Below are 21,143 nucleotides of genomic sequence, written 5' to 3'. Positions count from 1 at the left end.
ACTTACCTGTCTCCGTCACCGGTAATTTGTCTGCGTGCTCGCTCCTTGGCAGCACGTAACCGGCTCAACGCATCGTCAGTCGGAGGTGGTGCAGGTGGTGGTTGCGGTTCAGATGATGCTGTTTCAGTTGGTGGTACCTGAATCCGCTCACCGGCTATCTGTTGGCGAACCTGATCACGGGCGGCCCGTAACCGGCTGAGCACCGGGTCAGGCGCGACCGGCGTCGCGCCTGCCGGTCGCAATCGGCTGGCAAGCGAACCCAGGGCGCCGAAATCACTCCGCCGCAACATCAACCGCCGCAAGGCAATGTCAAGCGGTAACAACATCAGGGCCAGCCAGAGCAGTGGCAACGCCACCTCCTGCGCCGAAAAGACGTGGTTCAAACGGTCGAAGACATCTGCCGGTTCATTCAACAACCGACCATTGGTCGTCGCTGCCAGTTCTGCCAGCAGGCCAGGATTGGCTTGCGCACTACGATATTCCGACGAATAGGGGACAACCATCCCGGCAGTCTCTTGCACCACCACGCGATCAGCGCTGGTGCCGGCAATCTGCACCAGGTAGGTTCCCGGAGCAGGGCTTTCCAATCGCGCCTGATATTGATTCGGAGCCACCTGCATAAGCGGCACTTCACGCCGCGAGCCATCACCACCGATCAGGGTAGCAACAACGGTTAAGTCATTCTGGGCTGTGGCTGTGACCAGCCGAATTACCGTCTCGCCACCAACAACGGAGACTTCCGTATTGACATTCTGCCCACCACGTGGCGTCAAATCACCAACCAGTTGAGCAGCAAAACGTGGAAAGCCTTCCCACGTGATCCAGTCACGTGCCCACTTCCCCTTAGTGTCACTCAACCAGGCTGCACTGCGCCCCAGGCCAAATTGCCAGGTCGCCAGGATTGGTTGTTGATCTTCAGTAGCCAGCAGTAACTGCGCAGTATCTTTCAACGTGCTGCCATTGTAGCCATACAACGGTGGCGTGGCATTGATACCGGCCAGGATCGGACTATTGCTATACCGTACCGGCACAAATGGCTGTTCAACGATATAATTCCCAATCGCGGTAATGGTTTCCTGAACGAAGATTTGTGGCACCTCGGCCATATCCGCAGCCGGATAATACCGACCACCACCTTCGGCAGCCAGTTGTTTCAGATAGGCTGCCGAACCACTCCCGGCAGCTACCACGGTCAGAGTAATGCCTTGTTCGCGCAAGCGTGCTGCCAGATCAAGCTGATCGCCACCACTTCCCCACCCATCGGTGAGCAGGATCATGTGTTTGATCCGGGCATCGACCTGCTGCAACATCTCTTCGGCCCGCAGCAAACCGGCGCGAATGTTAGTTGGCCCACGCGGTTCAACACCGCTGACTGCATCCATAACCTGTTCGACCGTAGCCCCGCGTGTGGCCGGAAAGGTTGCAGATGCTGCACCATCAAACGTCACAACACCAACAGTATCTTGCGGGCCAAGCAAGGCGGCAGCCTGCACAATTGCATCTTTGGCAATATCGATCTTGCGTTCGGAAGAAGATGTGATCGGCGCACCACGGTCAGGATCGGCACAGTGGCAGGCGTCCATCGATCCTGACTTATCAATCACAAAGACAATTGCCAGGTCGGGACGCAACTCACGGTTACGCACGTCCATGTACACCGGCAACGCCTCTTCAACCGCAGTCCGACCATATCCACCGACACCAAAGCTGTCTTCGCCACCAATCATTAACAAGCCACGACCCAGATCGCGCACATAACCGGGAATCGCCTGCATTAGACCAACCGGTAACATCCGTGCCGGCGTATTCACTAGCACCAGCGCATCGTAGGTACTAAGATCGGCCAGTGTACGCGGTGCAGCTTCGGGTGATACCAGCTCGGCAATTATGCCGGTAGCGGTCAGTGCAGTCATCAAGGGGCGGGCATCGGCAGCAGTTTGCGCAACGAGCAGAATACGCGGCGGCCCCTGCACACGGATCAGCGCGGCAGCTTCATTATTTTGCACACGGCCATCACTGGCCGCCTCAACCTGCACGCGATAGCGCCGAAAACCACTGCCTTCAACCGGTACCAGAAATTCGACCCGCGTCGTTCCCGGCGTTAATTCAAGGTTGCGTTCCTCAATGACTCCCAGGTCATCGATCAGACGCACAACTGCCGACTGTGCGACATTACTCTCTACATTCGCTACAATCAGTGCTTCTTGACCATCACGCACGTTATTCGGTGCTTCAACACTGGCAATCAACGCCTCTGCATCAGCATCAACCAGGGTGAGATCAACAATATCGATTGGGATACCGCGGCTGGCGGCCAGGCGGGCGGCATCAATTGCCCGCCCGCTGTTCTCACCACCGTCCGAGAGAAGAACCAGTCGCTTTTGCGTATCGGCGGGAAACAGTGCCAGGCCGAGCTGAATGGCCGCCTCGATATTGGTGCGATTGGCGATTGGGATAGACGTAATTCGCCCTAACCGGGGATCACTTTCGGGAGCACGCTCAACCAGCGCATTATCGCCAAACACGATGATTGCCGCCTGATCATCGGCAGGCATCGCTTGCAACGCATCGCGAATAAATGCCTCTGCCTGGGCACGGGTCGAGGCCGGCATCGAGTCACTACCGTCGAGGAGAAAGACAGTCGTTAGCCGATCTACCGGTCGCACAAATTGAATACCGGCAAAGGCAAAGACCAGCACTACCGCAATGGTAGTACGCACGGCAAGACTACCCCAGAATCGAACTGGTGACAACCGACGTGGAGACAGCAGCGCAAGCACCACCATCCCAATCGGTATCAGTAACAACCAGAGTGCTTCAGGGTAGATAAAAGAGACATACGGCATAGGCAATCTCGCGATGGATGATCATACAGGCATTGTACCGGGAACGACCGCCGCTGGCAAGACAAAATAGTACCTCTTTCGTTAGACGAAGTCATCCCCTGTAGAGTTCCCGTTGACGAAGTAGCACAGGCTGATGCCTGTGCTACTCACCATAACAGTTAGCGCACGCTGTGGGTGTTATGCCGGTACAGCTTCGGTCTGTGGTTCAATCTCGATCTTTGCACCGAGTACCTTGAGGAACTGAGCCAGCCACGCCGGATGAGCCGGCCAGGCCGGTGCCGTGACCAGGTTGCCGTCAGTAATTGCCTGATCGGCAGGTAATTCGTGATACTCCGCCCCGATCAGCGGCAGGTCTGGGCCGACAGCCGCATACGCGGTGCAGCGGCGACCGTTAAGTACCCCGGCGGCAGCCAGGACCTGAAGACCATGACAGATTGCAGCTACCGGTTTATTCGCAGTGAAGAAGTGGCGGGTGATTTCAAGCACCCGTGGATTGAGCCGGATGTACTCTGGCGCACGACCACCGGGAATGACCAGCGCATCGTACTCGTGCTCATTGACTTCATCGAAGGAGTAATTCAGAGTAAAGTTGTGACCACGTTTTTCGCTGTAGGTCTGATCGCCTTCAAAATCGTGTACCGCCGTCCGCACGAACTCTCCCGCCTTCTTCCCCGGACAAACCGCGTGAACCTGATAACCAAGTGCGGCCAGGGCCTGAAATGGTACCATCACCTCGTAATCTTCGACATAGTCGCCAACGAGAAAGAGGATTTTCTTCGCCATCGCGTACTCCTCCTGACGGTATGCAGTTGACTTCACTGTCAGTAGATTGCTGGCTGGGATGATTCTACGGTAACACAGTGGCCGATAACTGTCAACGGTGATTTTCGTGTCGGCTCTGGCTCTCCGCAAATAGTCTGAGCGTCTCGGTAACCGCGTATTGCAGAGCATCAAAAAGCGGTTCGAGCTGCATCCGTGCCGTTGCTGCATGTTCGAGAGCTTTTGCCGCGTGTGCTACCCGTACTGCTCCGATCTGCCGCGCACTGCCTTTAAGCCGATGGGCCAATCGCTGCACCTGTTCGACATCACCACGCGCAATCGAAACACGCAGTTGGTCAAGTTGCTGTTGAAATTCGTGTTGAATGAGCGCCAGGGTTCTGGTTACGATCTCAGGTTGTTGATCAACGAGAGCTGTCAATAGTTCACCAAATACCGTCCAGTCGATGACGGGATCACTCTGCCAGGTATTGACAGTTGACGGTTGGGATGGCACAGGGTTCGTAGACAACGCATTGCGTAAATCTTGCAGACGTACCGGTTTAGTAAGAAAACCATCCATCCCGGCTGCCAGGCAACGTTCGCGTACATCGGCTAACGCATACACCGTCAGGGCAATAATGCGCGGTTGCTGAATCTGGTTGCCCAATGCCCGAATCCGGCGCGTAGCCTCTTCCCCATCCATTTCCGGCATCTGGACATCCATCAAGATGACATCAAATGATTGTTGCTGCACTTTCTGCACGGCCTCAACGCCGTTCGCCACAATCGTAACCTGATGCCCCAGCGCCTGAAGGAGACGAAGCACCACCTGCTGATTAATTTCGTTGTCTTCAGCAACCAACACCCGCAGGACTGCCGATTGTCCACTCGCTACCGACTGTCCTGCGGTCACCGGCGGCGAGTACGCTACCGGCTGAAGCGGTAGCGTTACCGTGAACGTTGAACCCTGCCCCGGCTGACCAGCAACCGTTAATTCACCGCCCATCAAATGTGCCAACTGAGCGCTGATTGCCAGCCCTAAGCCAGCGCCGCTTTGTCGAGTTTGATCATTATCAACGTGATTGAAAGGCTGAAACAGGTGGCTACGCTGTTGGGCCGAGATACCGGTACCGGTATCTCGAACGGCAATTTCCACCTGGGGATGATCAGTAGCCATCCCTATCACACTGGCCGTGATCAGGACGCCACCGCGGTCGGTGAACCTGATTGCATTACTCACCAGATTCATCAACATCTGGCGCAAGCGAGCCGGATCACTGACAATGAGTGCTGGCAGGTGTGGATCAATCACTGCTTCGATCAGGAGACCTTTCTGATCGGCTTCTCGCTTGAACAGATTAAGCACTGCGTGCACGATAGCGCGCACATCGGTTGGTTCGGCAGCAATTTCCACCCGGCCCGCTTCGATCTTCGAGAGATCGAGTACATTATTCACCAGCGCTAGCAGAGCCTCGCCGCCAATTCGTATTGTTTCGATCAATGAGCGCTGCGACGGGGTTAAGGTATCGGTTAGCAACAGCTCAGCGCTGGCGATCACCGCATTGAGCGGTGTGCGCATTTCATGGCTGATTGCCGACAAAAACGCCGCTTGTGCTCGTTCGGTCCGTTCCGCAGCCTCTTTCGCCCGCAAAAGATCGGCGGTAATCTGCCGCTCTGCCGTGATATTACGGCCCACAATCAAACCACCGCTTATCTGACCTGAAGCACGTTCAATCGGCATAATCGACGTGTCGAAGATTTCCCCACGGAACGTGTAGTCAATGCGTGATGATTGGCCGAGAAGAGCCTGATAACAGAGCGGTAGTAGTACCGAGCGATGAGGTTCATCGAAGAGATCGGTCAGACACTGACCTTCAAATCGGGCTGCATCGATGCCAAGCCGCTTGAGATCAGCCCCGGCAACCAGAGTCAGCCGCAGGCCGGTATCGAACATGAACACGATAGTACCCGGCAACATATCGGCCAGCATGCGATACCGCTGCTCACTTGCTCGCAGTGCCAGTTCGTTCTCTTTGCTGCGAGTAATATCTTGAAACGTACCCCGTAGCTTACGAATCTGACCATCTTCCCAGACCGGCTGGCCAATAGAGCGCACCCAACGGGACTGGCCACGTGCGGTACGAAACGGCAATTCAATATCCCATTCGGCACCGGTTGCAAGGCAGCGTTCAAAGGCTTCGCGCACAAGATGGTGTACTTCCGGGGGATAAAACCACAAAGCAACATCTGGTGTCGGAGGCTCGCCTATCGGCAACTCATGAATCGCAAACATCTCTTCCGACCAGACCATGCGTTGCGTGACCAGATCAAGCTCCCATCCCCCGATCTGAGCCATCTTACCCACTGCGCGCAACAACTGTTCACGTTCAGCCAGCGCTTGCTCAACCAGCACCTGCGCCGTCACGTCTGTTTGCAAGCCGATGAAAGCCGTCACCCGCCCCTGATCATCACGAACCGGACTGATCGCAATCTGACTCCAGAAAGGTTGACCATCTTTACGGTAATTGAGCAGACGTTCGTGAACAGGACGCGCGGCAGCGATGGCTTCACAGATCCGAGTCACGGCAGCCTGATCAGTACCTGGCCCCTGCAAGAAGAGACAATGACGACCAATCACCTCTTCTGGAGCATAGCCGGTGATGGTGCAGAAAGCCCGGTTGACGAAGGTAATAGGGTAATCGGGTTGCGCATCAGCCACAATCACACCGCTGGTCATTTCGTTGACCACCGTGCGCAGGAAGTGATTCTGCAACCGCAAACGTGTCACTTCTGCTTTTAGGGCTGCCAATGGGTCAGAAACATCAAGCTGTTGTTTTAGCGGGTGAAGAGAAGGTTCGATCACTTGACGCTCCGTGGCATGATTTCTTGTATAGACCGGTAGGCGCCGGTCGCGCTTGCTCCATCGCTTATCTGACAACACCAGTAGCGTATCAGTGCGACATCACACACAACCGGACGAAGTCAGGATGCCGTATGTTGCCGGCACAGGATTGCAAAAAACGTATCTCCACCTGCCGGCGTGGCCGCACCACAACTACCATCACCCCAGGAAAGTGCGGCAGGGTACCTGCCGCACACAGTGTGGATACTACGTATTTTAGTATATGAATTGGTCTTACGGAAGTGCTACCAGGAAGCAAATTAGCTATTTCGCTGCCGGCTCGATCTGTACCGGCGGTGCAACAGACACCTTTTCGATCAAGACTGCCAGTGCCCGCGGTTGAATTTGATACATTTGATCGGTTACCGGTAGCGGTGTGGTAAGGTCAGGCCGGGCCGTATCGATAACTACATGCCAGCTTGCATCGTCTGGCCAGTCGGGCAGAATGAATGGTACCGGCTCATCGCCGGCATTGATCAATACCAGTAACACATCATCACGCATCGATTCGCCGCGTTCGTTGCGATCATCGATAACCGCACCATTGAGTAAGACGCCAATACAACGCAATTCAGGATGTTGCCACAACTCTGGACTAACCTCCTGACCATCAGGACTGAGCCACTCAACATCGTATTCGGCGTTACCGAGATGGCCAACGAAGAAGCGACGGCGACGCAACACCGGATGTTCACGACGAAAGCCGATCAGGCGTTGAGTAAACGCAAGTAACACCTCGGCTTCTGAGTCGGGTTCCCAGTCAACCCACGAGATCGGGTTGTCCTGACAATAGGCGTTGTTATTTCCTTGTTGGGTTCGCCCACGCTCATCACCGGCCAGTAACATCGGGGTGCCCTGTGACAGAAAGAGCGTAGCGATAAAGTTCATCATTTGTCGCAGTCGCAACGCCCGAATGTCGGGGTCATCGGTTGGCCCCTCTACCCCACAATTCCACGAGTTGTTGTGGCTATCGCCATCACGATTATCTTCACCGTTGGCTTCATTATGCTTTTCGTTGTACGACACCAGATCGCGCAAGGTGAAGCCATCGTGCGCCGTCACGAAATTGATGGAATGATATGGACGACGGCCATTGTGATGGTAGAGATCCATCGATCCCATAAAACGCGAGGCAAAATCGGCGGCCTGACCGGGATCACCCTTCCAGAAGCAGCGCACGGTATCGCGGTAACGACCATTCCATTCTGCCCAGGGTGCCGGAAAGCGACCTACCCAATAGCCATCAAAACCAACATCCCACGGTTCGGCGATCAGTTTCACCCGCGAGAGCACCGGGTCCTGGCGAACAGCCGTGAAGAAGGGACTGGGCAGGTCAGAACCGGCCGGGCCACGGGCAAGGGTACGGGCAAGATCAAACCGGAACCCATCAACATGCATCTCAGTGACCCAATAACGCAATGAGTCGAGCACTAACTGAAGCGTGCGTGGATGGTTCAGGTCAAGGCTATTGCCGGTACCGGTGTCGTCAAGGTAGTAACGCGGTTGATCGGGAACGAGGCGGTAATAGGCCACGTTGTCAATCCCGCGAAAGCTCAGCGTCGGCCCCAGGTGATTACCTTCACCGGTATGGTTGTAGACCACGTCGATAATGACTTCAATCCCGGCGGCGTGGAGTGCCTTAACCATTGCCTTGAACTCATTCACCTGTGCCTGCGGATCGGACTGACTGGCATAGCGCGGCTCCGGGCTGAAATAGTTGATCGGCTGATACCCCCAATAGTTGGTCAGACCACGATCAGCCAGGAACTGATCGGTAATGAAGGCATGGACCGGCAAGAGTTCAACCGCTGTCACCCCTAATTGCTTGAGATAGTCAATAACTGCCGGCGATGCCAGACCGGCGTAGGTCCCACGCAGATTTTCGGGTACTTCTGGGTGAAGCCTGGTGAAGCCTTTGACATGCAGCTCGTAGATAACCGAGTCGGCCAAAGGAATATTGGGATGGCGATCATCGCCCCAATCGAAGGTGGGATCGATAACTACCGAACGTGGGATATACGGTGCGCTATCCCGCTTACCGATGGTCAGATCACCGTATGGACTATCAACGCGGTAGCCATAGTTTGCCTTATCCCAGGTCAATTCGCCGCAGAGAGCACGGGCGTAAGGATCGATCAACAGCTTATGTGGATTAAAGCGATGCCCCTGTTGTGGCAGATACGGGCCGTGGACGCGATAACCGTAGAGCTGACCAGGTCGCAAACCGGGAATGTAGCCGTGCCAGACATCATCCGTACGTTCTGGCAAGGCGATACGTACCGCTTCACGAGGTGCCGTTGGACTATCAAACAGACACAACTCGACGCGCGTGGCATGGGCTGAGAAGATAGCGAAGTTTACCCCCTCACCGTCCCACGTCGCGCCAAGCGGATATGGTAGACCCGGCCAGATGTCGGTAATATGCATTGTCACAATCCTCCTGCAATAAGAAAGGCAGCCGTGTTGACCTGCAACGATCAACAACATGCCGCCTTGCAATAGACGTTAAGCAATGATCATGAGCGGATACAAGCCTATAGAAACAACGTTCAACGTTCCTCTTTTCGTTCACGCGAACGGAACACGATCACGATTGGCGTGCCCTGAAAACCATAACGTTCGCGCAAACGATTTTCGAGGTAGCGAGCATACGACCAGTGGACTAACTCACCATCGTTGGCAAAGAAGAGAAAAACCGGCGGCTCGGTTTGTGGTTGCACTGCATAGTACAGGCGCAGATGTGCTCCCTTCTTGACCGCCATCGGTGGCTGTTGCAACATCACTTCCCGCAAGAAGTTGTTCAGCTCGCTGGTCGGCACTCGCTTCTGCCGCTGGACATACACTTCACGCGCATAGTCGAGCAGGTGCGAGACGCGCTGACCGGTCAATGCCGACACAAAAACAATCGGTGCATAATCGACAAACTTAAATGCCTCGCGAACCTGATCCTGGAATGCGTAGTAGGTATGCGAGTCTTTCTCAATGGCGTCCCACTTATTGACGACCAGGATCAAGCCTTTCTTGGCCTCAACCACCATACCGGCAATGTGGGTATCCTGGGCTGTTACCCCTTCAGTCGCATCGATCAGCAGCAGCGCTACGTCGCATCGTTCAATTGCCCGCAATGTGCGCAGCACGCTATATTTCTCAATACCACGCTCGATCTTTCCGGCCCGCCGAATACCGGCAGTATCGATCAGTGTAATCGGTTCACCGTGATAGGTAATGGTGGTATCGATAGGATCGCGTGTAGTACCTGGAATCGAGCTTACGACGCTGCGCTCTTGACCGAGCAGACGGTTCAGCAGCGAAGACTTGCCTACATTTGGTCGACCGACAATCGCAATCCGTAGATGGCGCTCTTCCTCTTGGGTAAAGGTCTTTGGCGGCAGATACTCGGTCAGGCGGTCGAGCACATCCCCCGTTCCCAGGCCATGAAATGCGCTCATCGGGATCGGTTCGCCAAGATTGAGCGCATAAAACTCAACCGCATCGAGCATGCGTTCCTGACTGTCACACTTGTTGACGGCCAGCACAACCGGTTTCGACGTGGTGCGTAACACGTCGGCAACATCAGAATCAGCGGCAGTCAGACCGTCACGACCGTCAACAATAAAGATGATCGCGTCTGCCTCAGCAATCGCGTGTTCAGCCTGAGCACGGGTACGACGGGCAATCTCGGCTTCGGGCAGGTTCGGATCTTCACCACCGAAGAGGACACCTGCCGTATCGACGACGGTGAACTCGCGCCCATTCCAAAAGGTATCACCATAGAGACGGTCGCGCGTCGTGCCGGGCAGGTCCTCGACAATCGCGCGCCGCTCGCCAATTAAGCGGTTGAAAAATGTCGATTTACCAACGTTTGGGCGGCCAACAATGGCCACAATCGGTTTTGTCATAACTCCTCCTGGACGCCAGTATGGGTGCGTCCTCTGCCTTCTATTATAGTAGGGATCGCAAACGAAGTGGTCAGGGTTTGCGATTGTTGTCGTAGAAGGGAGGTATCCGTCGTGGTTGATGCCATTTTGGGACTGTTGCTTTGCCAGCTTATCGGCGAAATCGTGAGTCGCGCGCTTAATTTACCGGTTCCCGGCCCAGTTGTCGGTATGCTCCTCTTATTCACCGTATTACGCTGGCAAGGCAAGGTGCCAGCACCGCTTGAAACAACTGCTCATAACATCCTGGCCCATCTGCCGCTACTGTTTGTCCCTGCCGGTGTAGGCGTGATCGTCCATCTGCCATTACTCAGTCGCGAGGGGGCGCCACTGCTGGCAGCGATTGTTGTCTCAACGATGGTAACGCTGTTAGTAACCGGTTTGACCATTCGCCTTCTGCGCAATCGAAAGGGTTAGACCATCATGGATGAACGAATCTTTTCAATCTGGGTCTACCTCGCTCAAACCCCATTGCTCTGGCTAACGGCAACGATTGCCGTCTATCGCCTGATGACAGTAATCAGCCGTCGCCTCGGCTCATCCCCGTTGTTGAATCCAGTTTTGTTGTCAATTGTAACGATAGTAAGTATCCTGCTACTGACCAATACTCCCTACGCAACCTATTTTGACGGGGCGCAATTCGTTCACTTTCTGCTGGGGCCGGCAACAGTTGCACTGGCGATCCCGCTCTACGAAGCGGAACGAACGCTACGCAGAATCTTCTGGCCGGCCCTGACCGGGCTGGTCGTTGGCTCGGCAACCGGGATTGCGGCGGCAGTATTGAGCGGAAGGCTTTTCGGTTTATCAGACGTAACTCTACGTTCATTAGCTCCCAAATCGATCACAACCCCAATTGCAATGGGCATCGCCGAGCAGTTGGGTGGACTGCCATCGCTGACAGCAGTGATCGTGATCGTCACCGGGATGGTAGGGGCGCTCCTGGGCTGGGAGTTGCTGGGTCTGGCCGGAGTTCGCGACGATGGTGAACGTGGCTTCGCACTTGGCCTGGCCTCACACGGCCTCGGTACTGCGCGGTCGTTGCAATTCAGCAGCGAAGCCGGTGCGCTGGCTGGCCTGGCAATGGGGCTTAATGGCGCAATGACATCATTGCTGGCACCGGTGCTTACGCACTGGCTGGGGCTTTAGAAGATTGACAAAGATTTCCATCTGAGCGCAGCGCACAGTATTGAATTGTACCGTCGCTGCGCTCTTGCAGCAAACCTAATGGACGGCTTCGGGACAGGCAATGTCAGGCTGCTCGATCACTGGCGCTCCATCGTACCGTCAGGCAACCAGCGAATGCGAACACCATTGATCTCCGTCCATCCTTCGAGATCTTCCTCTTCCTCTTCTTGTGGAACGAGCACTGGACCACGATCCTGCGACCAGAGGATTAGCTCTTCGATTGTATACCATCCTGCTCGATAACGTACCTGATCGGCAGGGTTGAGCCAGAAGCGAATCTGACCGTCCATCCATTGCCAGCGCTCGAGCGAACGCCATTCCTTACCCTGATCACTCAGGATAATCTTGACCTCCTCCAGCATGCGTAACAGTTCTGGCAGCGAACGCGGCGTACTGTAACGCAGTTGGAGCAGGCGCTGATTAATTGCGTCCCGCAGCCGTTCGAGCTCAGGGATGCTCAAACGTTCCAGATCGAAGTCAGTCACTGCGGCTTCCTTTCCTGGGATGTCGATCCGGTCTACCGTAGCTGGTATGGTTCCGGCCCGCCTCGACACCCATACATAGAGAATCCTGGACCCGGTAGAGCGCACTGCGGTGTGCGTTGATCGTCTACCTGATCCTCACATGTATCATACCCTAATTTTGTTACAAGAATCTTTCCATGTGAGGGGGTAGCCACGATCTCTTCTCTGCAATAATAACGCAAATTCGGTCAATTGAGTTGCAACTTACGACCGATTCAGATAACATTTCAGTTATTTTTCAGGTTGGGTCATTAATTCGAGCGCCGTCAGTAGCCGCAGCGCCTCTTGAGCGTTACGGCCACACATATCGGGGTGTGGACGCAGGCTCACACATACCGCTGGACGTTCTGGTTTGCCGTACAGGGCACACCGGTTATCAGCAGTTAACTGCACACAGCGCACACCAGCCGGTTTACCGTTCGGCATCCCAGGAATTGGCGACGAGATTGAGGGTGCAATGCAACATGCGCCACAACCAACTCGACACTCCATACTCATCGTCTTACCCGTGATCAGCATGGTCAACAGCGTGACACGCGCCTGCTACAAAGCACGGCTGCTACGGCAGCATGGCTGCCGTACCCCAAATACCGTGACACACGCATCACGGAACGTAGAAGGGTGCTAATTCAGCGTGTCATTGAGGCGCAAATGGACGACAGGCTACTCCATTCCTTTCGGTCGATCTGAAAGTAGCATATGCTGTCTAAGGTACGTTGTCAACATTCACCAGGCCATTACGACGGGACAGCTTTACAAACTCTAGAACTTACCCTCCTCCCTCACTCCTCGTCCCTATTTTCTATTTCCTATTTCCTATTTCCTCTCCCCTAGTCCTCCATCACCCGCTCGATCCGTAGACCGCTAATCGTGCGGCCACGAGCGGCCCAGCGGCGATGGTAATGCGACTCGAAGACTGCCAGCTCCTCTACCGAAGCCGGTGTGGCACGCAGCGCAGGAAAGGCGGGTAAGAGTTCTTGCATCAAGGCGAAGAGGGCCGGATGATCGGTGAGAAAGCTGAGATAGCCGCCAGGAACGAGCGTGCGCGCCGCACACTCCAGCAATTGCGGCGAAACGAGTAACTGATTGCGCTGACGATTACGCAGGAGTGGTGGTGGAAAGTGGAGAATAATGCTGTGCAATGCGGCAGTAGGGATGCGCTGATAAATAAGCCGGGCATCGGCATGAATGAACAGGATGTTCGAGAGATTTCCTGCCACGGCCCGCTCAACGGCGCGGTAGAGCGGCTTGGCAACAATATCGATGCCCACAAAGCAAGAGGATGGCTGGGCGGCTGCCAGTGCACACAAGTACTCACCAGTTGCACAGCCAAATTCGAGCGTCAGTGGTGCATTGTAGCCAAACAACCCCTCCGCGCTCACGGGTGGAAAGTGTTCCGGCGTATGGTAAAGTTCTTTTGCCGGCCACGAACGATAGTAGCGCGCCGCAATCTCAGGTGGTGGCGCAGTAACGTACAGGCGAGCTGGATAGCGACCTCTTCCCATAGGATTTAGAAAATAGAACGTAGAAAATAGAAAATAGGGTTGGAGGTGATTCCTTTAGGGATAGCCGAATGTTGTTTTGGTGATCACCTCTGCAAACGCAGCAGGGCCAGCGCGATGACGGTTGCCCAGGCCAGTACCTTAAACTCACCGGCGGCTAGTGCCTGCTGCACATCATCTATTGATAATAACACCAGTTCTTGGGCTTCGAGATCATCGCTCTCGCCTTTGCCGACAAACGTCGCCTGGCGGGCGAGGAAGAGGTGCGCAACTCCAGCACCCCGGTTGCCATCAACCGCATAGCGCCCCAGACATTCCCATTCCGATGCAACGTAGCCGCTCTCTTCCCGTAATTCGCGTTGGGCGGCCAGCAGTGGATCCTCGCCAGGTTCGAGATAGCCGCCTACCGGTGCCAATGAAAGCCCTTCCACTGCATACTTCTCTTGCCGAAACAGGACAAACCGCTGGTCAACGGTGATCGCTGCCACATTCACATATTCTGGCGTAATGATCCACTGCCAGTTAGGAATGTCACGCCCATCAGGTAATTCGATATGATGACGTTCAACCGTCAGAAATGGCGGTTGATGCAATACAATTTCACGGTTGCGGAGTTTCCAGGCCTGCATATTCTCTTCCGTTCTCTTGCTTCCAGCGCGGGATTATCAACTGGACACGGGTACCTCCCGACAGATCGGGTTCAATCCGTAAATGACCATGGTGAACACGGGCAACCTGACGTGCAATTGCCAGTTCCAGTGTGTGGGCACGGCGCGTTTGGCCTGACAACGCCCGGAGATCGGTGTTTGGGGGTAGCGCAGGATCGATAACCTCGATCCAGGCGTTATCGCCATCAGCACCGCCACTGACTGTGATGATACTGCCAGCCGGCAATTCCTGTGCAGCCGAGACAATGAGACCAGTCAGCGCTGTATGAAGCAGGCTCTCATCGCCGGCTACCGATGGCAAAACGGGCAGGTTCACGACTACCTGAACATGATCCGGTTGCGCGAGTGCACGCCGGGCCATTGCTACAGCGGCGAAAGCAACTGTCGCCAGGTCTACCGGATGTGCAGCAATGTGATCAAGCTGGGCGAACCGTTGCAAACGACGGGCACTGCCGGCGCCGGTTTCAGCGGCGGTTTCGATCATCTGCAGATCGCTGATCTGCTCGTCAATTGCATCGAGTTCGAGGAGTTGGGCACGACCAAGAATCACTGTCAGCAGGTTGTTCAGATCGTGGGCAATGCCGGCGGCTGCCAGACCCAACACCCGTGATCGAGTAACCGCCGGATGGGCAATTGCCAGCGCCAGCTCGATGAAGTGCACCTCGTCAGGCCAAAATGGTCGTGAGCGCCCATACGGTTCCCCTTGATGTTCAAAGGTGTACGGAATGGTCACCTGCGCCTTTGTCATTGCTTGTGGGACAAGCCCCAGGCTACGCGATAACACTTCACTCAGTAATGCAAATCGCTCTTCACCAGCAGCATAGCGCACGTTAATCTGAGCAAGCAAATGTTGCCAGATAACCTGGCGAATTGCCATTCGGCGGACATAGATACCTTCAACCAGCAAGGCAAGCTGGTTGATCAGCGACGACGATATTGAGGTGTCAGATAACAGAATCAGACCGCCAACGGTACGCCCATGCGATGTCAGCGGCATCCAGAAGCCATCAAGGTTATCGGCTCCATCGGTAGCAAAGGCGACGCCCAGAGGCGTCGCTGTTGTCGGCAACGGCCAAAATGGGGTTGGTTGGGCAGCACCATCGACAATCGTCCAGGTCGTTGGCCCAATCACAAGCCACTTTGCTGTCGGTAGCAGCGGAGCCAATGTACAACACAACTCACGTTCAGTAACCGTAAGGGGCGAGAGCTGGTTCAACCTGGCTTCCTGATCTGTGACCAAACTATCATCCTGGTTCATAACGACGAAGCCAGCCAGTTACTCACTCTGGGGCAGCATCGGCTTGCGCAAACCGCGGAGTCGCTGCACAACGAAAACTACTACAGCGATGGCCAGTGCCACCAGCACCAGCTTCTGATACTGATCAACGATCTCAATTACAAATTCCCAGTTGGCGCCAAGAATGACGCCGCCAATAGTCAGCAGCGATGTCCAGATCGTCGAACCAATGGTGGTAAAGAGCAAAAACCGGCTCAGCGGCATGCGATTCATACCAGCCGGCAACGAAATCAGGCTGCGAATGATCGGGATCACACGGCCACCCAACACGATAATCTCGCCATGGGTGGTAAACGCATTAAGGGCTTTATCGAGGTCTTGCTCGGAGAGCAGAAAGAAACGGCCATAATGGCGGAAAAAGGGCCGTACCAGCGGTTCACCGGCCAGCATGCCAATGTAGTAGAGGACAATTGCACCCAGAACTGAACCGAGCGTTCCCGCGGCAATAGCCAGAAAGAGGTTCATCTCACCGCGCCCTACCAGGAAGCCGGCAAACGGCATTACCAGCTCAGACGGGATAGGAGGAAAGAGGTTTTCGGCGAGCATGACCAGCGTAATGCCAGGATAGCCGATGGCGAGAATAATACTCTCAATCCACAATCCGAGTTGTTCCAGTATTCGACCCATTCTATTCTCCGTTTTAGTTGTCGTTCCGCACCAGGCTGTGCTGTCTGGTATGGTAGATGATGGATCGGTTGGCGTCAAGTAGGCAGGAAGGTGATGAGACGTTATTTATAATGCAGTCATCGCTGCCTGACACCATCGTTTGTTTATTCATGCGTATGGACGGCCCAGAACCCGATAGGCGAGTATAATAAAAGGTAGTCTGACACCCCTACCAGCTCACGAGGCCGTATGAATAGCGTTCATCGTTCACCACGCTTTTGCCCGAACTGTGGTGCGCTCTTGCCCAACGGCAACCCGCGCTTTTGTATCGAGTGTGGGCATCAGCTTCAGCCATTGCCGGCACCGGAAGCAACATCGTCTTCTCCAGGCAGTATCATGACCGTTCGCTTACCGAACGCCCGCGTCGAACAGAGCGTGATCGGTGGAACCATCCGGTTGCCCTCATCAGGAGCTATTCCGCCGGGTATGTGGGTGCTCGACGAACCACCCGGTGCGCAGCATGTTGTAGCCATCTACGCACCATTACGGGCGGTTGTTGGGGGATGGAGCGGCTTGAGCGGCAATGGCTGGCGCCGCGAAAAGCGCTACGCCATCTCCGGTTCACGTATGGCACATACCTTTACTGCTGAACGAGTCTGGTTTCCGGCCCCAGGTTGTGGTGGCGGCATTCAGCTCCACGTCACGATTGCGGCGACTGCCGAGTCCGAAGAGGGCAAAAGTCGGCTCGGTTTTCGTTACCGTGAAGGAAGCGATCCACCGATGCAGGTAATCCGTGCTGAGTGGCGTAACGCGAATGGTGAGGTGATTCAGCATCAACCGCTGCCGGAGATACAAATTATGGCGCCACCGCGCGTCTTGCGGGTGTCAGATGTTCGTGAAACCATTAGACAGATGTCTGCCGACGAGATGAAGCACTGGCTTGCCGGTAGCGCTGTGCAGGGAACATACCGCCTTGTGGGGGGCAATGTTCAGCAACGCACGCCGGCTGGCAGAGGACTGGTGCTGACCGAGGTCGCAACCGATTCGACGAAACGACGAAGCTGGTGGCAACGCCTGCTGGTGCCCGGCCCTACGCTGTATCACGTTCGGGTTGAACATCCGCTCACTATTGAGTTGGGTGAATGGAAACGACAGGTAAAGCAGATAAAGCGCGAAGCAGCAGGGCTGGGGCTTGATATCGAGACTGATGCCGTGATTGAGTGGTGGCTTGACCGGTACGCCTATGACGGGGTTATTTTTCACGGCGCCGCGCAGCGCTATCAGTTCGACCGGGTGATTGTTGTCTTTCGCCGTGGTCAGCTCGCCGCAGTGTAAAGACGGTGGCCGTAATCAATGCGTATCAGGTGCCACTGTAGCCGGCCAGTAACTCTACCACTGCCAGGAGTCGCTCAGGCCATTGCGATCCGAGGAGCCGGCGGTCAAGACGGATCGATTGCGGACCAAAGGCAATCGCGGCATCACGCGGAAACCGTCGGCGCAATCGTTCGCGCACGCCCGCAGCGAGCGGTGTTGACAGCCGGATGAAGAAGACATCGCCTTCTGTCGTAATCGAGGCCACGCCGGCCTGCAACGCCAGCAGTCGAATCTGTAACCACAGGATCAGGTGTAACACCGGTTCGGGTAACGGCCCCCCAAAGCGGTCGATCAGCTCCTGGCGCAACCCACGAACTTCATCAAGGGTGGTTGCATCAACCATACGTTGATAGACGGCCAGCCGCACAGTTTCATCGCTGATGTAGTCGGGCGGCAGGTAAGCAGTAAGCGGCAGATCAATCGTTACCAGCGGCGCTACCAGCACACGTTCCGACACGTTTGGCGCACGCAGACTCTCGGCCATCACCGCCGGCGTAACCGAGCTATCGGTCGCCGTTTCTGCCAGTTCATCCACATCCTGCTTCAGTTTTCGCACAGCCTGTTCCAACAACCGCGAGTAGAGATCAAAACCGACGGCAGCAATGTGGCCCGACTGTTCAGCACCAAGGAGATTACCGGCACCGCGAATCTCCAGATCACGCATGGCAATCCGAAAACCGGCGCCGAGTTCAGTTGCTTCCTGAATCGCTTCCAGGCGCAAACGTGCGTCGTTGGTCATAACGCGGGCTGCATTGTATAGCAGGTAGGCATAGGCTCGGGTTGCACCGCGCCCGACCCGACCACGTAACTGATAGAGCTGGGCCAGGCCGTAATTGGTCGCGTCGTCGATGATGATGGTATTGGCATTCGGCACATCGAGACCACTCTCGATAATCGTGGTACAGACCAACACATCATAGCGACCCTCGAAGAAGTCGATCATTACCTGCTCCAGCTCGCGCTCGGCAAGCTGGCCATGGCCGACCGCAATGCGGGCTTCCGGTACGAGCCGGCGCAACCGTTCGGCCACGTGATAGATGCTCTGCACCCGATTGTGGACAACGTACACCTGTCCTTCGCGTTCGAGTTCACGCCGGATCACCTCCTGGATAAGGTGATCATCGGTCGGCACCACGTAGGTCTTGATCGGGATACGGTCTTCGGGAGGCGTATCAATCACGCTCAGATCGCGAATACCGGCCAACGCCATATGCAAGGTGCGCGGGATGGGAGTGGCGGTCAGGGTTAAGACATCCACTTCGGTGCGCATCAACTTGAGGCGCTCTTTGTGACGGACGCCAAAGCGTTGTTCCTCATCAATAATCACCAGGCCAAGGTTGCGAAAGACAACGTCGTTGGAGAGCAGCCGATGAGTGCCGATAATGATGTCGATCTTACCCCGCGCCAGATCGCGGATAATTGCATCTTGTTCTTTCGGCGAGCGAAACCGCGAGAGCATTTCAACCGTCACCGGAAAGGCCGCCATGCGCTTGCGGAAGGTGTCGAAATGTTGCTGAGCCAGTACAGTAGTCGGCACCAGAATAGCCACTTGCTTTCCGTCCTGAACCGCTTTGAAGGCAGCACGCAAGGCGACTTCTGTTTTGCCAAAGCCTACATCACCACACACCAGGCGATCCATCGGCGTTGGCTTCTCCATATCGGCCTTGACCTCGGCAATTGCCCGGAGCTGATCATCGGTTTCCAGATAGGGAAAACTGGCTTCAAGTTCACGCTGCCATTCGTTATCGGGGGAAAAGGCGTAGCCGGATTTAAGCTGACGCTGAGCATAGAGGCGTAGCAGCTCTTCGGCCAAATCCTGTACCGCAGCCCGGACTTTGCGCTTGGTACGCTCCCAGTCCTGGGTACCGAGGCGGGTCAGCGTCGGTGGGCCATCACCAGCGCCGATATAGCGGGTTACCCGGTCGATCTGATCAACCGGCACGTAGATTTTGTCTTCACCAGCGTAACGAAGCACCAGATATTCGCGCTCGACTTCGCTGACGGTACGACGAATCATGCCGTCGAAGATGGCAATACCGTGCTCGATATGTACTACGTAATCGCCCGGCTTTAACGTGCGCAGAAATGCAGCACGATCAGTCGTACCGGTTTTACGACGACGCTCGGCGAGTGGCCGGCGCTGGCGCACACCAAAAATCTCGCTGTCGGTGAGTAGGGTCAGGTGAAGATCGGCGAGTGTGAAACCGGCTTCGAGTCCGCCGTGAATCGGCACGAAACGGCCACTGACTGTTTCCTGTGCCAACCGCTCACCCACCAATTCTTGCAGGCGCGCCGCCTGTGCCGTAACTGCGACCACCAGCTCTCCGCCCCGTACCTGCTCAACAACCGTATCAATCAGGCGGCGTAATTGCCCACCGTATAGCGGCGGAACACCAAACGACAACGGGGGCAAAGCGTCAGGATATTCGTTGTGGCTTAGATCAACAACGACGAGCTTCGCGGATTCCTTCAAGTGCAACTCACTCCAGCGCAGATAAGGGCGTGGAAAGTCAGGCGGCAACTCACCCAGCGCCAGCAATTGATCCCGATAGCCGGCGGCCTGCACATCAATTTCATCGGCATGTTGGGCAAGAAGATGACCTTCCGCCAAAGCCACCATGCTCTGCGGTGGCAGGTAATCCAGCAGGGTCGCCGTCTGATCGTAGAAGAATGGGGCATAGAAGGCCCTCCCCTCAAAGCGCTGACCACCGGCGAGTTGTTCACGAGCGACAGCCCATTCATCGCGAACTTCACGACGAAGCTGACTCATATCAAGGGCATCAATCCGGCGCAGTGCCTCATCACGGCGCCAGAATGGAATTTCGTGGGGTGGACCAATGTCGGCCCGCTCCAGGCGCTGCTCGCTGCGCTGGGTTGCCGGATCAAACCGACGCAGACTGTCGATCTCGTCATCAAACCACTCAATGCGCAACGGTAGCTCATCACCTGGTGGCCAGACATCAAGGATCGCGCCACGCCGACTCAGCTCACCTGGCTCTTCGACCATCGCCACCCGTTGATAGCCGTTGTCCAGCAGGGTTACAACGGTCTCCTCAATCGACACCTGCATCCCACGCTGAAGCCGGATCGTGGCGTTCGCCAGATCAGACGGTGGCAACGTTGGTTGCATCAGCGCCTTCACCGAAGTTACAATCACCCCGGAAAATGACCCTGTCTGCAACCCACGCAACACAGCCAGTCGTCGCGCAAGGACATCGCGACCGGGAGACATCTGCTCGTATGGCAATGCATCGGCGGGAGGGAAGAGCCAGACCTGATCCGACCCTAACCACTGCCGGAGATCGTCGGCTGCACGGAGCGCGCTCTCGGCACTGAGAGTGATGTAGAGGGTTGGGGTCGTGCGGTGATAGGCCAGCGCAGCAAGCAATGCCGGACGGGCTGCCGCCGGCACTGGCGCAATCGTTTGATAGCCAGGACGTAGCGACGCTGCCAGCGCTGCAATGCCCGGCAGGTCAGCCAACACTTTGCCGAGTGCCTGAACACTTGCGAGTTGATGGAATGTTGCTGGCAATGGTGTTACCATT

The 21,143-nt window shown here is 55.7% G+C and carries 15 protein-coding genes; 3 read left to right on the top strand and 12 right to left on the bottom strand.

Annotated features, from left to right (window positions below):
* Nucleotides 1–2 precede the first annotated feature (2 nt).
* The 5 genes from CAUR_RS16350 to der all read right to left on the bottom strand — a co-directional run bounded on the left by CAUR_RS16350 (nt 3) and on the right by der (nt 10,406).
* On the bottom strand, nt 3–2,846 hold the full coding sequence (locus CAUR_RS16350) for a VWA domain-containing protein (RefSeq protein ID WP_012258962.1): 2,844 nt from the start codon (nt 2,844–2,846) through the stop codon (nt 3–5).
* A gap of 177 nt (nt 2,847–3,023) precedes the next feature.
* Nucleotides 3,024–3,629 carry a DJ-1/PfpI family protein gene (locus CAUR_RS16345; RefSeq protein ID WP_012258961.1) on the bottom strand — a complete coding sequence of 202 codons (606 nt, stop codon included), beginning with the start codon at nt 3,627–3,629 and terminating at the stop codon, nt 3,024–3,026.
* 91 nt (nt 3,630–3,720) lie between these two features.
* The gene (locus CAUR_RS16340) at nt 3,721–6,468 is read right to left on the bottom strand and encodes a PAS domain-containing protein (protein WP_012258960.1); all 2,748 of its coding nucleotides are present in this window, start codon (nt 6,466–6,468) and stop codon (nt 3,721–3,723) included.
* 303 nt (nt 6,469–6,771) lie between these two features.
* Nucleotides 6,772–8,934 carry a glycogen debranching protein GlgX gene (gene glgX, locus CAUR_RS16335; protein ID WP_012258959.1) on the bottom strand — a complete coding sequence of 721 codons (2,163 nt, stop codon included), beginning with the start codon at nt 8,932–8,934 and terminating at the stop codon, nt 6,772–6,774.
* 122 nt (nt 8,935–9,056) lie between these two features.
* Nucleotides 9,057–10,406, bottom strand: a complete 1,350-nt coding sequence (gene der, locus CAUR_RS16330) for a ribosome biogenesis GTPase Der (protein WP_012258958.1) — start codon at nt 10,404–10,406, stop codon at nt 9,057–9,059.
* A gap of 111 nt (nt 10,407–10,517) precedes the next feature.
* Between der and CAUR_RS16325 the strand changes: the two genes are divergently transcribed.
* Together CAUR_RS16325 and CAUR_RS16320 are read left to right on the top strand one after the other, a co-directional pair.
* Nucleotides 10,518–10,859 carry a CidA/LrgA family protein gene (locus CAUR_RS16325; RefSeq protein WP_015909350.1) on the top strand — a complete coding sequence of 114 codons (342 nt, stop codon included), beginning with the start codon at nt 10,518–10,520 and terminating at the stop codon, nt 10,857–10,859.
* 6 nt (nt 10,860–10,865) lie between these two features.
* Nucleotides 10,866–11,588, top strand: a complete 723-nt coding sequence (locus CAUR_RS16320; protein WP_012258956.1) for an LrgB family protein — start codon at nt 10,866–10,868, stop codon at nt 11,586–11,588.
* Nucleotides 11,589–11,704: 116 nt separating this feature from the next.
* Here the strand turns inward: CAUR_RS16320 and CAUR_RS16315 are convergent, their stop codons facing one another.
* From CAUR_RS16315 to CAUR_RS16290, 6 genes are all read right to left on the bottom strand, one after another.
* Nucleotides 11,705–12,112, bottom strand: a complete 408-nt coding sequence (locus tag CAUR_RS16315; RefSeq protein WP_012258955.1) for a hypothetical protein — start codon at nt 12,110–12,112, stop codon at nt 11,705–11,707.
* Between the two features lie 270 nt (nt 12,113–12,382).
* Nucleotides 12,383–12,670 carry a YkgJ family cysteine cluster protein gene (locus tag CAUR_RS16310; protein WP_242604948.1) on the bottom strand — a complete coding sequence of 96 codons (288 nt, stop codon included), beginning with the start codon at nt 12,668–12,670 and terminating at the stop codon, nt 12,383–12,385.
* A gap of 311 nt (nt 12,671–12,981) precedes the next feature.
* The gene (gene trmB / locus CAUR_RS16305) at nt 12,982–13,656 is read right to left on the bottom strand and encodes a tRNA (guanine(46)-N(7))-methyltransferase TrmB (RefSeq protein WP_012258953.1); all 675 of its coding nucleotides are present in this window, start codon (nt 13,654–13,656) and stop codon (nt 12,982–12,984) included.
* A gap of 83 nt (nt 13,657–13,739) precedes the next feature.
* Nucleotides 13,740–14,282: an NUDIX hydrolase gene (locus CAUR_RS16300; protein ID WP_012258952.1), complete on the bottom strand. Its 543-nt coding sequence runs from the start codon at nt 14,280–14,282 to the stop codon at nt 13,740–13,742.
* The gene (locus tag CAUR_RS16295; protein WP_242604947.1) at nt 14,254–15,561 is read right to left on the bottom strand and encodes a sensor histidine kinase; all 1,308 of its coding nucleotides are present in this window, start codon (nt 15,559–15,561) and stop codon (nt 14,254–14,256) included. Before CAUR_RS16295 ends, CAUR_RS16300 begins: the two co-directional genes overlap by 29 nt.
* Before the next feature lie 36 nt (nt 15,562–15,597).
* Nucleotides 15,598–16,245 (bottom strand): DedA family protein, encoded by a 648-nt coding sequence (locus CAUR_RS16290; protein ID WP_012258950.1) that lies wholly within the window; start codon nt 16,243–16,245, stop codon nt 15,598–15,600.
* Between the two features lie 228 nt (nt 16,246–16,473).
* On the opposite strand from CAUR_RS16290, the gene CAUR_RS16285 reads away from it, so the two are divergent.
* Complete coding sequence (locus CAUR_RS16285; RefSeq protein ID WP_012258949.1) at nt 16,474–17,559, top strand: zinc ribbon domain-containing protein; 1,086 nt, start codon at nt 16,474–16,476, stop codon at nt 17,557–17,559.
* A gap of 25 nt (nt 17,560–17,584) precedes the next feature.
* Here CAUR_RS16285 and mfd read toward each other — a convergent pair whose 3' ends face one another.
* Entirely contained in the window at nt 17,585–21,142 is a 3,558-nt protein-coding gene (gene mfd, locus CAUR_RS16280; protein WP_012258948.1) for a transcription-repair coupling factor, read from the bottom strand.
* Between the last annotated feature and the right edge of the window lies 1 nt (nt 21,143).

The organism is Chloroflexus aurantiacus J-10-fl (genome assembly GCF_000018865.1).
Taxonomy (GTDB): Bacteria; Chloroflexota; Chloroflexia; order Chloroflexales; family Chloroflexaceae; genus Chloroflexus; species Chloroflexus aurantiacus.
This window is presented reverse-complemented; position numbering and strand designations above follow the sequence as displayed.

Excerpts from the sequence above, each read along its gene's own strand:
- CAUR_RS16350 (WP_012258962.1), bottom strand. The coding sequence starts at position 2,846 with ATGCCGTATGTCTCTTTTATCTACCCTGAAGCACTCTGGTTGTTACTG.
- CAUR_RS16345 (WP_012258961.1), bottom strand. The coding sequence starts at position 3,629 with ATGGCGAAGAAAATCCTCTTTCTCGTTGGCGACTATGTCGAAGATTAC.
- glgX (WP_012258959.1), bottom strand. The coding sequence starts at position 8,934 with ATGCATATTACCGACATCTGGCCGGGTCTACCATATCCGCTTGGCGCG.
- der (WP_012258958.1), bottom strand. The coding sequence starts at position 10,406 with ATGACAAAACCGATTGTGGCCATTGTTGGCCGCCCAAACGTTGGTAAA.
- CAUR_RS16320 (WP_012258956.1), top strand. The coding sequence starts at position 10,866 with ATGGATGAACGAATCTTTTCAATCTGGGTCTACCTCGCTCAAACCCCA.
- CAUR_RS16310 (WP_242604948.1), bottom strand. The coding sequence starts at position 12,670 with ATGCTGATCACGGGTAAGACGATGAGTATGGAGTGTCGAGTTGGTTGT.
- trmB (WP_012258953.1), bottom strand. The coding sequence starts at position 13,656 with ATGGGAAGAGGTCGCTATCCAGCTCGCCTGTACGTTACTGCGCCACCA.
- CAUR_RS16300 (WP_012258952.1), bottom strand. The coding sequence starts at position 14,282 with ATGCAGGCCTGGAAACTCCGCAACCGTGAAATTGTATTGCATCAACCG.
- CAUR_RS16290 (WP_012258950.1), bottom strand. The coding sequence starts at position 16,245 with ATGGGTCGAATACTGGAACAACTCGGATTGTGGATTGAGAGTATTATT.
- CAUR_RS16285 (WP_012258949.1), top strand. The coding sequence starts at position 16,474 with ATGAATAGCGTTCATCGTTCACCACGCTTTTGCCCGAACTGTGGTGCG.
- mfd (WP_012258948.1), bottom strand. The coding sequence starts at position 21,142 with ATGGTAACACCATTGCCAGCAACATTCCATCAACTCGCAAGTGTTCAG.